The sequence below is a fragment of the Streptomyces sp. NBC_00285 genome (assembly GCF_036174265.1).
Taxonomy (GTDB): Bacteria; Actinomycetota; Actinomycetes; order Streptomycetales; family Streptomycetaceae; genus Streptomyces.
In genome coordinates this window covers 8,806,405-8,820,374 of the sequence record NZ_CP108055.1, presented here as the reverse complement: position 1 = coordinate 8,820,374, position 13,970 = coordinate 8,806,405, and the positions used below count along the sequence as shown (strand labels likewise).

At 70.4% G+C, this 13,970-nt stretch carries 10 protein-coding genes; 8 read left to right on the top strand and 2 right to left on the bottom strand.

The genetic code is table 11. The features are described 5' to 3' along the window. Window positions 1-4: 4 nt before the first annotated feature. Window positions 5-1,342, bottom strand: a complete 1,338-nt coding sequence (locus OHT57_RS40405; RefSeq protein ID WP_328751810.1) for a 6-phospho-beta-glucosidase — start codon at window positions 1,340-1,342, stop codon at window positions 5-7. Continuing rightward, window positions 1,339-2,103, bottom strand: a complete 765-nt coding sequence (locus tag OHT57_RS40400; protein WP_328751809.1) for a DeoR/GlpR family DNA-binding transcription regulator — start codon at window positions 2,101-2,103, stop codon at window positions 1,339-1,341. The genes OHT57_RS40405 and OHT57_RS40400 overlap by 4 nt, the downstream gene beginning before the upstream one ends. Window positions 2,104-2,229: 126 nt before the next feature. Between OHT57_RS40400 and OHT57_RS40395 the strand changes: the two genes are divergently transcribed. From OHT57_RS40395 to OHT57_RS40360, 8 genes are all read left to right on the top strand, one after another. Next, window positions 2,230-3,246, top strand: a complete 1,017-nt coding sequence (locus OHT57_RS40395) for a carbohydrate kinase family protein (protein ID WP_328751808.1) — start codon at window positions 2,230-2,232, stop codon at window positions 3,244-3,246. Window positions 3,247-3,311: 65 nt separating this feature from the next. Then, window positions 3,312-4,589: an ABC transporter substrate-binding protein gene (locus OHT57_RS40390; RefSeq protein ID WP_328751807.1), complete on the top strand. Its 1,278-nt coding sequence runs from the start codon at window positions 3,312-3,314 to the stop codon at window positions 4,587-4,589. A gap of 88 nt (window positions 4,590-4,677) precedes the next feature. Then, window positions 4,678-5,598: a carbohydrate ABC transporter permease gene (locus OHT57_RS40385; RefSeq protein ID WP_328753464.1), complete on the top strand. Its 921-nt coding sequence runs from the start codon at window positions 4,678-4,680 to the stop codon at window positions 5,596-5,598. Next, the gene (locus tag OHT57_RS40380; protein ID WP_328751806.1) at window positions 5,595-6,464 is read left to right on the top strand and encodes a carbohydrate ABC transporter permease; all 870 of its coding nucleotides are present in this window, start codon (window positions 5,595-5,597) and stop codon (window positions 6,462-6,464) included. Before OHT57_RS40385 ends, OHT57_RS40380 begins: the two co-directional genes overlap by 4 nt. A gap of 27 nt (window positions 6,465-6,491) precedes the next feature. Continuing rightward, a complete protein-coding gene (locus tag OHT57_RS40375; protein ID WP_328751805.1) occupies window positions 6,492-7,442 on the top strand; it encodes an alkaline phosphatase family protein in 951 nt (316 codons plus the stop codon). Beyond that, the gene (locus OHT57_RS40370; protein WP_328751804.1) at window positions 7,439-10,387 is read left to right on the top strand and encodes a glycoside hydrolase family 2 TIM barrel-domain containing protein; all 2,949 of its coding nucleotides are present in this window, start codon (window positions 7,439-7,441) and stop codon (window positions 10,385-10,387) included. The genes OHT57_RS40375 and OHT57_RS40370 overlap by 4 nt, the downstream gene beginning before the upstream one ends. Window positions 10,388-10,422: 35 nt before the next feature. Next, window positions 10,423-12,252, top strand: coding sequence for a LamG-like jellyroll fold domain-containing protein (locus OHT57_RS40365; protein WP_328751803.1), 1,830 nt, complete (start codon window positions 10,423-10,425; stop codon window positions 12,250-12,252). 10 nt (window positions 12,253-12,262) lie between these two features. Next, window positions 12,263-13,933, top strand: coding sequence for a PHP domain-containing protein (locus OHT57_RS40360; protein WP_328751802.1), 1,671 nt, complete (start codon window positions 12,263-12,265; stop codon window positions 13,931-13,933). Window positions 13,934-13,970 lie beyond the last annotated feature (37 nt).

Sequence of the window (13,970 nt, the reverse complement as noted above, 5' to 3'; positions counted from 1 at the left end):
GACGCTACTTAAGGTACGCGAGCCCCGGATGCACCGAGGTGTACCCCTCGACCAGCCTGCGGGCGACATTCACGGAGTCCACCAGCGGGTGCAGCGCGAAGGCCTTGACCGCAGTGGTGCGCGAGGCGGACTCGGCGGCGGCCAGGACCTCCCGCTCGACCGCCTTGACCGAGCAGACCAGGCCGGTGGCGTGGTCGGGCAGCGGGGCGACGGTGACCGGGTGGGCGCCGTTGGCGTCGACGAGGCAGGGCACCTCGATGACGGCATCGTTGTCGAGCACCGCGAGCGTGCTCCGGTTGCGGACGTTCAGGATCAGCGTGGTGCGCTCGTCCCGGGCGATGGCCCGCATCAGGGCGAGGGCGACCTTCTCGTAGCCGCCGGAGAGGTCGTCGGCGTCGCGTTCGCCGGCGCCGGCGGTCTCCCGGTTCTCGGCCATGTAGGTGGCCTCGCGCTCGGCGCGGGTGCGGTCCCAGACGTCCAGCGCCTTCGCGCCGGGCGCGCCGACCTCGTCGTAGAACCGCGCCTGCTGGTCGGCGAGGAAGGCACCGCGGGTCTTCTCCACCTGCTGGTAGGAGCGGACGGCCTCGCGGTTGAAGTAGTAGTAGTGCAGGTACTCGTTGGGGATCGCGCCCAGGGACTGGAGCCATTCGACGCCGAAGAGCTTGCCCTCCTCGAAGGAGCCGAGCAGGTCGGGGTCGGCGAGCAGACGCGGGAGTTCGTCCCGGCCGGCGATCTTCAGTCCGCGGACCCAGCCGAGGTGGTTGAGGCCGACGTAGTCGATCCATGCCTCGTTCGGGTTGCCGCCGAGCACGCGCGCGATACGGCGGCCGAGGCCGACCGGGGAGTCGCAGATGCCGATGACACGGTCGCCGAGGTGGCGGGACATGGCCTCGGTGACCAGGCCCGCCGGGTTGGTGAAGTTGATGACCCAGGCGTCGGGGGCGAGCCGGGCCACCCGCCGGGCGATGTCGACGGCGACCGGGACGGTCCTGAGGCCGTAGGCGATGCCGCCCGCGCCGACCGTCTCCTGGCCGAGGACACCTTCTGCGAGGGCCACCCGCTCGTCGTCGGCACGGCCCTCAAGACCGCCGACGCGGATCGCCGAGAAGACGAAGTCGGCGCCGCGCAGTGCCTCGTCGAGGTCGGTCGTGGTCGTCACCGTGGGGGCGCCCGGGACGCCGGCGGCCTGTTCGGCCAGCACCCGGCCGACCGCCGTGAGCCGGCCGGCGTCCAGGTCGTGCAGGACGACCTCGGTCACCCGGCCCTCGCCGCGGTCCGTCAACAGCGCGCCGTACACGAGCGGGACCCGAAAGCCGCCGCCGCCAAGAATCGTCAGTTTCACGCCTGTACCTTTCCTGCCAGGACCACCTCGACGCCCGCCTCCTCCAGGGAGGAGCGGGTCGCCGCGTGGACCGGCGCGTTCGTCACCACCACGTCCAGGTCCTCGGGACCGCAGACCTTCGCCATGCCGGTACCCGGGAACTTGGCCGTGTCGGCGAGGAGGACGATCTTGTCGCTCGCCTTGATCATGGCCCGTTTGACCGGCACCTCGACGACCGTCGTGTCCATCACCTGCCCGCCCGGGCGCACTCCACTGGTGCCGAGGAAGAGCCAGTCGGCGTGCAGCTGGCGCAGGTTGTCCTCGGTGAGGAAGCCGACCAGGGAGCGGTACTCGCGGCGGACCATGCCGCCCAGCAGCACCAGTTCGATGCCCTCGTCGTCGGCGAGCTCCTCGTAGACCACCAGGTTGCTGGTGATCACGGTGAGCCGGCGGCCGTGCAGCTGCCGGGCCAGCCGGTAGGCGGTGGTGCCGATGTCGAGCAGCACGGACTGGCCGTCCTGCACCAGGGCGGCGGCCCGGGCCGCTATCGCGTCCTTCTCGGCCACCCGGACCTCGGCCACCTCGGCGAAGGGCTGATCGCCCTCCTCGGCGCGCGCTCCGCCGTGCACGCGGGTGAGCAGCCCGTCCTCCTCCAGCTTGACGAGGTCACGCCGGATGGTGGCGGGGCTCACACCGAGTTGCTCGGAGAGGTCGGTGACGGCCGCGGGGCCGCCCGAGCGCAGGGCCCGCAGGATGAGTTGGTGTCGTCGTTCAGCCAGCACGATGTGAACACTACTCGTCAGCTTCAATCATTTCTATGCTCAGTTCTGCTTAGGTATTGACCAATGTCGCCGAGCGGCGCACGATTCCCGTCATCGAAATTGACGAGTTTTGACGAGAGGCGCGCAGTGGACGACGACCGGCCCGAGGTGCTGCTGACCGGGCTGCTCTTCTACGACCTCGTCCTGACGGGTCTGGGAAAGCCGCCGACACCGGGCGAGGAGATCTGGACGACCGGTATGGGCTGCGGCCCCGGCGGCATCGCCAACCTGGCGGTCGCCGCATCCCGCTTCGGTCTGCGGACCTCCCTGGCCACGGTCTTCGGCGACGACTTCTACGGCGCCTACTGCCGGGAGGTCCTCGCCGGCCAGGAGGGCGTCGACCTCTCGCTCTCCAGGGTCGCGAACGGCTGGCACACCCCCGTCACCGTCGCGCTCGCCCAAGGCTTCGACCGGGCACTGGTCACCCACGGCCAGGAACCGCCCCACTCCCAGGACACGCTGATGGGCCACCCGCCCGAGGCGCGCACCGCCCTCGTCCACCTGGAGTCCGAGCCGCGTGCCTGGCTCGCCAAGGCCGCCGCGAACGGCACGCAGATCTACGCGGACGTCGGCTGGGACCCCACCCAGGTCTGGTCCACCGACCTCCTCGACCAGCTGGCCCTGTGCCACGCCTTCCTCCCCAACGAGGCCGAGGCGATGGCCTACACCCGCACCGACAGCGCGGTCGCGGCCCTCGGCACGCTCTCCGAGCTGGTGCCGGTGGCCGTGGTCACCCGGGGCGGGGACGGCGCGGTCGCCGTCGACCAGATCACCGGCGAGTACGCGGAGGTACCGGCCCTGGACGTCGACGTGCTCGACGCGACGGGCGCCGGGGACGTGTTCGGCGCGAGCTTCGTCGCGGCCTCGCTCGGCGGCTGGCCGCTGGAGGAACGGCTGCGGTTCGCCGTCCTCGCCGCGGGTCTTTCCGTCCAGCATCACGGCGGGGCCCTGGCGGCCCCGGGCTGGTACGGAGTGGACCAGTGGTGGCGCTCGCTGACCGACCCCGGCCTGCGCAGGACCTACGGGTTCCTGGCCGACCGCCTGCCGGCGGACGTCGGCCCGCCGGTGCGCCACGCCCCGGTCACCCCGCCCCGGCCGAACTGACCCTCACCATGCCCGCACAGTCCCACGTCCCTCAGCACCACGAACAGGAACAACAGGAGTGACCCGTGGACCTTTCTCGTAGAGGCTTCCTCCAGGCCGCCGCGCTCACCGCGGCCGCGTCCGGACTGACCGTCGCCTGCGGCGGCAGCTCGGGCTCGGGCGGCACCAAGAACGGCAAGAACCTCACCCTGTGGTACTGGGGCGGCGCGCTCAGCGACAAGGTGGTCGCGGAGGCGAAGACCCACTTCAGCAGCCAGATCAAGCTGACCACGGCGTCCATCGGCGGCGACTTCAAGCAGAAGCTCACCACCACCATCGCGGCGGGCTCCTCCGTGCCCGACATCACCGGCATCAAGGGCGAGGACATCGCGTCCTTCCTGCCCAACGCCGACCGCTTCCTCGACCTGAACGACCTCGGCTTCAAGAAGATCTCGTCACAGTACCTGGACTGGAAGACCAAGCTCGCCCAGACCGAGGACGGCAAGCAGATCGGCTTCCCGATCGACATCGGCCCCACCGCGCTCTTCTACCGCGAGGACCTGTTCGCCAAGGCCGGGGTGGACACCGACCCGGCCAAGGTCGCCGCACTGGTCAAGACCTGGGAGGACTACTTCCAGCTCGGCACCGAGCTGCAGAAGAAGAACCCCGGCACCTACCTGGTCAACAACCTCGGCTCCATGTTCGACATGACCGTCGGCCAGGGCACCCAGCGGTTCATCGACAAGAACAACCGCTTCATCGGCGACCAGGACCACATCCGCGCCGCATGGACCACGTCGGTGCGGCCCTACACCCTCGGCCTCGACGCCAAGATCAACGACAACACCTGGAACGCCGCCATCGGCAAGACCCTCCTCACCGAGCTCGGCGCGGCCTGGCACGCGCTGGACATCGAGCAGGCCGCCCCGCAGACCAAGGGTCAGTGGCGGGTGTGCGCGATGCCCGTAGGACCGGCCAACCAGGGCGGCTCCTACCTGGCCCTGCCCAAGCAGTGCCGCAACCCCGAAGAGGCGTTCAAGATCATCAGCTGGATCCTGAGCCCCGCCAACGACGCCCGCGGCTTCACCGACGCCGCCATCTTCCCCGCCGCCCCGGCCGCCTACACCATGCCGGCCATGACGGGCCCCGACGCCTTCTTCGGCGGACAGAAGATCATCGAGGTCTTCGGGCCGGCCGCCAAGGCCGTCCCGCTCGCCTACGAAGCCCCGGCCGACGCCGCTGTGATGGCCCCCTACAAGACGGAACTGACCAACATCGAGGCCAAGGGCAAGAAGCCCGACGCCGCCTGGAAGGACGCGGTCAGCCAGGCCAAGCAGATCGCCCGGCGGCAGGGGGTGAGCTGACGTGACGTCACCTCCGGTCACCGGTCCCGCCGCGGTGTCCAAGCACCACGGCGGGCCGGGCCCGGCCCGGTTCCGCCCGCGGCGCGCCGTGCCCGCCGGTACCGCTCGGCCCAGGCGGCGCGGACCGCTGGCGTACTGGCGGCAGTACCTGGCGATCTCGCCGTTCTACCTGATCTTCGCCGCGTTCTCCTTCTTCCCCGTCTTCTACTCGCTGTACCTGGCCTTCCAGCGCTGGGACGGCCTGGGCACCATGCAGTTCGTGGGGCTCCAGCAGTTCCGGTTCCTGTGGGACGACCCGGTCTTCTGGCTGTCGATCCGCAACACCCTGGTGATCTGGGTGCTGTCCACCGTGCCGACGCTGTTCGGCGCCCTGGTCCTGGCGACGCTGCTGCACTCGGTGCGCCGCTTCAAGGGCTTCTACCGCATCGCGCTGTACGTGCCGAACGTCACCTCGATCGTCGCCGTGGCAATCTTCTTCGGCGCGGTGTTCAGCAACAACTTCGGTCTGGTCAACGCGATCCTGGGCATGGTCGGCATCTCGCCCGTTCCGTGGCTGAGCAACCCGTGGCTGATCAAGGTGGTCATCTCCCTGCTGATGACCTGGCAGTGGACCGGCTACAACATGATCATCTATCTGGCCGGCCTCCAGGCGATCCCGACCTCGATCTACGAGGCGGCGAAGATGGACGGCGCGGGGCCCATCCGCACGTTCTTCCAGATCACCGTCCCGATCATGCGGCCGATCATCCTGTTCACCGTGATCATCTCGACGATCAACGGCCTGCAGAGCTTCAGCGAACCGCAGGTCCTGTTCGCCAGCAACGCGGCCAACGCCAACCTCGGCGGCCCGGGCCAGGCGGGTCTGACGACCTTGTTGTACTTCTACCAGTCGGCCTTCCTCAACAACGACTACGGCTACGGCGCGGCCATCGTGTGGGCCTTCTTCGTACTGATCATCATCCTCGTCGCCGTCAACTGGCGCATCACCACACGAGGGAGGAAGGCATGACGGCAGTGGACACCACCTCGCGGGCCTCGGGCGGCAGGCGGCTACGTCGCCCCAAGGGCCTGACGGCGCACATCATCCTCGTCGTGGCCGTCCTGATCTCGGTCTTCCCCTTCGCGTGGACGATCGTCATGGCGACCAACACCACGCAGGACATCTACAGGAGCCCACCGAAGTTCACCTTCGGCTCCCATCTGCTGGAGAACATCCGGCACGTGCTGAACACCATCGACTTCTTCGGGTCGATGCTCAACACGGTGATGGTCGCAAGCGTCACCACCGTCCTGGTGCTGTTCATCGACTCCCTGGCGGCCTTCACCTTCGCCAAGTTCGACTTCCCAGGACGCAAGCTGCTCTTCGGCACGCTGCTGCTGTTCATGATGCTGCCGCTGCAACTGGCGATCCTGCCGCAGTTCATCCTCATGTCGAAGATCGGCTGGGTCGGGATGCTCAAGGCACTGGCCCTGCCCTCCCTCGCCAACGCCTTCGGCATCTTCTGGCTGCACCAGTACATCCAGAGCGGCGTGCCCGACGAACTCCTCGACGCCGCGCGCATCGACGGCGCCGGGTTCTTCCGTCAGTACTGGAACATCGCGCTGCCGATGATCAGGCCCGCGCTGTCGTTCCTCGCGATCTACGCCTTCGTCAACTGCTGGAACGACTACATCTGGCCGCTCGTCGTGCTCACCGACCCGGGTCACGTGACCCTCCAGGTGGAGCTCGCCCAGCTCAACGTCGGCCACACCACCGACTACAGCATGGTCATGGCCGGCGTGCTGATGGCGGCGCTTCCGCTGGTCATCGTCTTCAGCGTGTTCGCCCGCGGGTTCATCGCGGGCGCCACCGAGGGAGCGGTACAGGGCTCCTGACCCGGTGCCGTGAGAAAGGGGTGGACGGTGACCTACGACGTCGGCAAGGTGCTCGTGGTGGGGATGGACGGGCTGCGGTACGACCTGCTCACCCGCTCCCCGGCGGTGGCGCCGGTGCTGCACGCCCTGATGGCCGCGGGCGCCCACGGCACCAGCCTGCTGCCCTACGGCGAGGTGGACGGCCAGGCCCCGGACGGGCCGTCCACCAGCATGGCCTACACCGACTCCGGGCCCGGCTGGTCGAGCGTGCTGACCGGGGTGTGGCCGGACCGGCACGGTGTGCGGGGCAACGACTTCGCCGGGGCCGACTACGGCCGCTACCCCGACTTCCTGAGCCGGGCCGTCGCCACCCGGCGCCGGTTGCGCACCGCGGCCGTGGTGTCCTGGCCGGAGCTGATCCGGCGCGGCACCCTCGGCCCCGCCATCGGCCGCCGGGTGCGCCACGACGGCGAGACGGACGGCTACGACACCGCGGACCGCCTCGTCGCCCGCACAGCAGAGCGCTGGCTCGGCCAGGACGATCCCGACGCCGTGTTCGTGTACTTCGGCGCCACCGACGAGGCCGCCCACGCCATGGGCCCGCACAGCCTCGCCTACGACCGGGCCCTGCGCACCCAGGACACCCACCTCGGGTGGCTCCTCGGCGCCATCGACACCCGGCGCACGGACCCCGCCCGCGCGCGGGAGCGCTGGACCGTGCTGGTCACCACGGACCACGGGCACCTCGACACCGGCGGTCACGGCGGCGACACCCACGCCGAGCGCGAGGTGTTCGTCGTCCTGGCCGAGCCCGGCATGCCCGGCGGCACCCGGCTCGACACACCGCGTCTCATCGACATCGCCCCCACCGTCCTGGACCGGCTCGGCGTCCCCGTCGACCCGGCCTGGGGCCTGCAGGGCAGGGTCCTGCACAGCCACGGACAGTCCTGCCGCACCCCGGCACCACCCACCCCGCCACCGACTTCGGAACGGTCATGACCGACGCACCCCGCGGACCCCACCCCGCCGATCCCCTCATCGCCCTGCGCCCCTGGGAGGCACCCGAGGTGACCTCCTGGGGGCGGCTGCCCATGAACGCCGTCGACCGGCGCTCCGGAGCACTCCTCCTGGACGGCGACTGGCGTTTCCAGTTGCTGCCAGCTCCGGACGCGCCGGTCGGCGGTGCGTGGTCGTCGTCGTACGTCCCCGGTGTCTGGACGATGCAGGGCACGGACGACCTGCCGCAGTACACCAACGTCACGATGCCGTTCCCGCAGTTCCCGCCCCACTCCCCCGCGGCCAACCCCACCGGCGTCCACGAACGCGAGGTGGACGTCCCCGCCGAGTGGGCCGGGCGCCGGGTCGTGCTCCAGGTCGGGGCCGCCGAGAGCGTGCTCCTCGTGCACGTGGACGGGCGGCCCGTCGGCGTCTCCAAGGACTCCCATCTGGCCGCCGAGTTCGACCTGACCCACCTGGTGAGCGCCGGCTCGCCCAGCACCCTGCGCCTGACGGTGGTCAAGTGGTCGGACGCCTCGCACATCGAGGACCAGGACCAGTGGTGGCACGGCGGGATCACCCGCTCGGTGCTGCTGTACGCGACGGATCCGCTGCACCTGGCCGACGTGGGCGTGCGGGCCTCCCACGGCGGTGAGCTGCGGGTGGACTGCCGGGTGCGGGACACGGGCGGGGCGCTCCCCGAGGGGTGGTACGTCAGCGGTGAGCTGGACGGTCTTCAGCTGGCGCAGGACGTGGAGTTCGACCGGTTCAACCGGGAGGACGACCGGGTCTCCGACTTCCTCGGCGAGGCACGTCTCACCACCTGGGTCCCGAACGTCCGCACCTGGAACGCCGAGATTCCCGAGCTCTACGACCTCACTGTGCGGCTCCACCGCGCCGACGGCACGGTCGCCGACACCGCACGGCACCGGATCGGATTCCGGGACGTCGAGATCGTCGGCCGGGACCTGCTGGTCAACGGCGAGCGGGTCTTCATCCGGGGCGTCAACCGGCACGACTTCCACCCGCTGACCGGGCGGACGGTGTCGTACGACGACCTGCGCGCGGACCTGATCACGCTGAAGCGCTTCGGGTTCAACGCGATCCGCACCTCCCACTACCCCGGTGATCCCTCCCTCTACGACCTGGCCGACGAGCTCGGTCTCTACGTCGTCGACGAGGCGGACATCGAGTCGCACGACCACGCCCACGAGATCGCCGACGACCCGCGCTATCTGAACGCCTTCGTGGACCGGGTCTCGCGGATGGTGCTCCGGGACAAGAACCACCCGTCGGTGATCATCTGGTCACTGGGCAACGAGTCCGACTACGGGGCCAACCACGACGCGGCGGCCGGCTGGGTGCGCCGGCACGATCCGACCCGGCCGGTCCAGTACGAGGGGGCGGCCAAGCTCGACTGGGCGGCGACCGGCGACGCCTCCGACATCGCCTGCCCCATGTACGCCTCGCTGGAGGAGTGCGTGGACCACGCCCTGTCCGGGCGGCAGACCAAGCCGCTGATCTGGTGCGAGTACTCCCACGCCATGGGCAACAGCAACGGCACGCTCGCGGACCATTGGGCGGCCATCGAGTCAACGCCAGGTCTTCAGGGCGGGTTCATCTGGGAGTTCTGGGACCACGGCATTCTGCAGCGTGTGAACGACGGCAGACCGGTCGGACGTGGGGGCGTCGGACTCTATGACAACGGTGTCGCCGCGCCCGGCCACCGCTGGGCGTACGGCGGTGACTTCGGCGAGGCGATCCATGACGGCGCCTTCATCGCCGACGGCGTGGTCTTTCCCGACCGCACGCCGAAGCCGGTGATGTACGAGCACCGGGAGATCGCGGCGCCGGTGCGCATCGAGTGCTTCCGGCACGAGGGCATCGTCCTCGGCAACCACCAGCACTTCCGGGGCCTGGCCTGGCTGGCCGGCGAGTGGGAGCTGTCCCTGGCCGACGGCCGCACCCTGACCGCGCCCGCCGAGCTGCCCGATCTTCGGCCCGGCGAGACGGCGTCGGTGGCGCTGCCGTTCGAGCTGCCCGAGGAGGGCGGTGAGGCGTGGCTGACCCTGCGGGTGACGACCGCACAGGACGAACCGTGGGCGCAGCGCGGCACGGTGGTGTGCCTGCCGCAGGTACGGCTGCGGGAGGCGGTGCCCGAGGCTCCCGTGGCCGTGCGGAACCGTTCCGTCGAGGTCGACGGCGACGGGCTCCTGGTCCACCCCCTGCTCACCTGCGCCCCCACGCTCTGTCTGTGGCGGGCGCCCACCGACAACGACGAACTGGGCGGCATGGCGCCCCGCTGGCGTGACCTGGGCCTGGAGTCGCCGGTACGCAAGGTCGCGGACGTGCGCCGGGGCGAGGGACGGACCACCGTGCGTGCCGAGTACGTCTGCGAGGCGGGTGTCGTCCGCCATGTGCAGGTCTTCACCGCCGTCGAGGGCGGCGTCCACGTCGAGGAGTCGGCCGAGCTGCCGGGCGAGTTCCACGACGTGGCGCGGGTGGGCTCGGTGTTCGAGACGGTCGCGGGGCTCGACCTGATGGAGTGGTACGGACAGGGCCCCTGGGAGTCGTATCCGGACCGCGCCTTCGGGGCGCCCGTCGGCTGCCACTCGGTGCCCGTGGACGAGCTGTTCACCCCCTATCTGCGTCCGCAGGAGAGCGGCGGCCGGCACGGCGTACGGCACTTCACGCTCTCGGCGCCGGACGCCACCGGCCTCTCGGTCGTCCTGGACGAACCGCGCCAGGTCGGTGTGAGCCGGTACCGCGCCGCGGACCTCACCGGCGCCTCGCACCACGACGAACTCGTCCCGCGGGCGGGCTGTGTGGTGCACATCGACGCGGCCCACCGCGGCCTCGGCACCGCCTCGTGCGGCCCCGACACCTCTGCTTCCCATCTCGTCGCGCCGGGCGTCCATCGCTGGAGCTGGACCCTGCGCGCGCTCTGAATCCCCTCTCGACTTCCCTTCGCTACGGAGCACACGTGTGTACTTCGCATGACCACAACCAGGGCGAGGCCGCGCAGGCCGGCGCCGGACGGCGCAGTTTTCTGCGGGCGACGGCACTGCTGGGCGCGGCGGCCACGGCCGCGATCGCGCTGCCGACCGTGGCCGAGGCCTCGGTGTCGTCCGGCCGGCGGCCCGACACGGAGAGCCGGCGTTTCACGCTCGCCGTGATGCCCGACACCCAGTACCTCTTCGACGGGCCGAGCATCGACAAGGCTCCCGTCGAGGCCTCGCTGCGGTATCTCCTGGAGCACGGGAAGGACGAGAACATCGTCTTCCTGTCCCACCTCGGCGACCTCACGCAGAACGGTGCGGCGCCCGAGTTCGCGGCGATCGGCGAGGCGTTCAGGCTCCTTGACCGGCGGGGCGTCGGCTACAGCGTCCTCGCGGGCAACCACGACGTGAAGTCGTCCACCACCGACCAGCGCGGCGCGACGCCGTACCTGGACACCTTCGGTCCCGCCCGGTTCAAGGGCCAGGGCACCTTCGGCGGCGCCTCCCCCGACGGCTACAACACCTATCACCTGTTCAAGGCGGCGGGCCGCGAGTGGATGGTGCTCGCGCTGGACTGGCGGCTGTCGGACAAGGGGTACGCCTGGGCGAAGAGTGTCCTGGCCGCCCACCCCACCACGCCGGTCGTCCTGACCACGCACGAGCTGGTCGTCGAGGACGACACCCTGTCGGACTACGGTCAGCAGCTGTGGGACCAGCTGGTCAAGGACCACGACCAGATCTTCCTGACCCTCAACGGGCACTACTGGCCGGCCGGCCGGGCGACCCGGAAGAACACGGCGGGCAACGACGTCCACCTGCACCTGACGAACTACCAGAACCGGTACTTCGGCGGTGCCGCCATGATCCGCCTGTACCGCTTCGACATCGACCGCGGCGTGATCGACGTGGAGACGGTCTCCCCGTGGATCCTGGGCCGGGCCTCGAAGGGGCTCAACGAGCTGGAGCGGCAGGAGGTCGAGCTGAGCGGCGACGCCGACCGGTTCTCCGTCGACATCGACTTCGCCGCCCGCTTCGCCGGGTTCGACCCCGTGCCCGCGCGGGCGGCGCGCCCGGCGTCGAAGATGCTGGTGCCGGGTACGGCCGCGTACTGGCGCTTCGACTCGGCGCCCTCCTCCGGCACGGTCCGCGACCTGTCCGGCCGGGGCAACGACCTCACCGTGGTGTCGGTCGGCGGCGGCTCGCTGGCCTGGTCCGCCGACCACCACCCGGACCAGCCGGGCCACGGCAGCCTGGAGTTCCAGGGCTACAAGTCGCCTCTGAAGGGCGCCTATCTGCAGACGGTCGACAAGGCGCCGCTCAACTCGGCGGTCTTCAGAGACGGTTACACCATCGAGGTGTTCTACCGGATGCCCGCCGACTGGGACCCGGACCACAACGCCTGGGCGGGACTGGTCAGTCGGCGCGGTACGGGCGGCGCCGCCGGCAAGACCGGCGACGACCCCGACGAGCCCCTCGCCACGCTCTCGCTCTCCAACGACCGTGAGCCGCAGTGGGCCATGCGGCCCCTCAACCAGGAGGGCATCGCCACCAACTGGGGTCAGGAGACTCCGCTCGAGACCTGGTGGCACCTCGCCGTCGTCAACGACGGAAAGCACACCACGCTGTACGTCCAGGGCTGCCCGGTGGTCCGCAACCCGAAGGCGTCCGCCGTCGGGATCACCTCGGCCGGGGAACCGTGGCTGCTGGGCGGCTACACGTACGCCGACAAGATCGACCAGATCTTCCACGGCCGGCTCGGCGATGTCCGGATCGTCGGACGGGCTCTGCCCGTCTCCTCCTTCATGACGCACTGACGGGATCACCATGACCGAGCAGCAACTGCCCTCCTGGGCCGACCCCTCCGTCCCTCCCGCCGAGCTCGACGCGCAGGGCGTGTCCAGACGTGGACTCCTGCGCAGCGCGGGCCTGTTCGGCGCCGCGTTCGCCCTCGGCTCGGCGGCGACTCCCGCCTTCGCCGCTCCCCGCGGGCACGGCTTCGGCGGCGAGGACCCGCGCCTGGCCTACCTGGTCGGCGACCACCATGTGCACTCCGTCTACAGCCACGACGCGAAGTACACGTTCTCCCAGCAGGCGAAGGCCGCCGCGAAGTACGGCCTCGACTGGATGGTGTTCAACGAGCACTCCAACTTCGGGCACGCGCAGTACGGTGCCGCGCTGGAACACGCGGAGATCGTCAAGGCCCGCGCGCAGAACCCGCGTCAGCTGATCTTCCAGGGCCTGGAGTGGTACATCCCGGCCGCCGAGCACTGCACGGTGTTCGCGGCTCCCGGGCCCCACGAGACCGACCTGCTCACGCAGTTCGAGCTCGCCTACGACGGCAAGCTGCTCGGCTGGACCGAGGGTTCCGCCGGCGCCACGGACACCGCCCGCAACGAGGCCCACGCCGTCAAGGCGATCAAGTGGCTGGCGGAGCAGCGCCGTTCGGGCCACGTCGACGACGTCCTGGTCCTCGCCAACCACCCGCTGCGCCTGGGCATCGACTCCCCGCACGAGATGCGGGGCTGGCGGGACGCGGCCCCCGAGATCATGATCGGCATGGAGGGCGCACCGGGCGCCCAGGGCGCGGCGCTCCCCGGTTGGCGCGGTGCGACGTCGATCCGCGGCGAGTACGAGAACAAGCCGTCGGCGCAGTCGTGGTCGGGCTATCCGGCCGAGGCCTATGTGACGTACGGCGGCTTCGACTGGGCGACGGCGACCGTCGGCGGGCTGTGGGACTCGATGCTGGCCGAAGGCAGCCTGTTCTCGATCACCACGAACTCCGACAACCACCGCACCGTCTTCGACACCTGGAAGAACGGCGACTGGCCGGCGGGGCAGAACTTCGACAACACCGGCAAGCTGCCCGACCCGGTGAACACCGACACCGCGCAGCCCGGCAGCGACTTCTGGCCGGGCCAGTTCAGCCGCACCCACGTCGGCGTGACCCGCTACGGCTACCGCTCGGTGATGGCGGGCATGCGCGCGGGCCGGGTCTGGGTGGACCACGGGCATCTGCTCGACGGGCTGGACGTCCGTGTGAAGCGGGACTGCGACTCCGGGCGCGGTGTCACGCTGGGCGGGCGGCTGCGGGTCCGCAAGGGCGAGCGGATCACGCTGTACGTGACGGTCACGAGCGCCTCCCGGGCCAACCCGCAGGGAATCCTGCCCGAGTTGGCGCACGTCGACGTGATCCGGGGCGTGGTGCGCGGTCCGGTGGCCGACCGGGACAGCTGGAGAGCGCCCGACACCAAGGTAGTCCGGACGAAGGACGTGTCCGGCCGGAAGGGGACGTACACCCTGCGCATCCCGCTGACCGCGGGGGACGAGTCCTTCTACGTCCGGCTGCGCGGCAGCGACGGCAACCGTCACGGCGCGGGCTACCTCGGCGCCTCGGTCGACCCGCACGGGCCGATTCCGCACGAGCCCGGCAACGGCGACCCGTGGGCGGACACGTGGTTCTACTCCAACCCGGTCTTCGTCGACGTCACCGGCTGAGGCAGGCGTCCCGAAGGGGCAGCGGGGAACGGCGCGA

Bases quoted from the DNA above. Each gene is read 5' to 3' on its own strand.
- OHT57_RS40380 (WP_328751806.1), top strand. From the start codon at position 5,595: ATGACGGCAGTGGACACCACCTCGCGGGCCTCGGGCGGCAGGCGGCTA.
- OHT57_RS40360 (WP_328751802.1), top strand. From the start codon at position 12,263: ATGACCGAGCAGCAACTGCCCTCCTGGGCCGACCCCTCCGTCCCTCCC.
- OHT57_RS40370 (WP_328751804.1), top strand. From the start codon at position 7,439: ATGACCGACGCACCCCGCGGACCCCACCCCGCCGATCCCCTCATCGCC.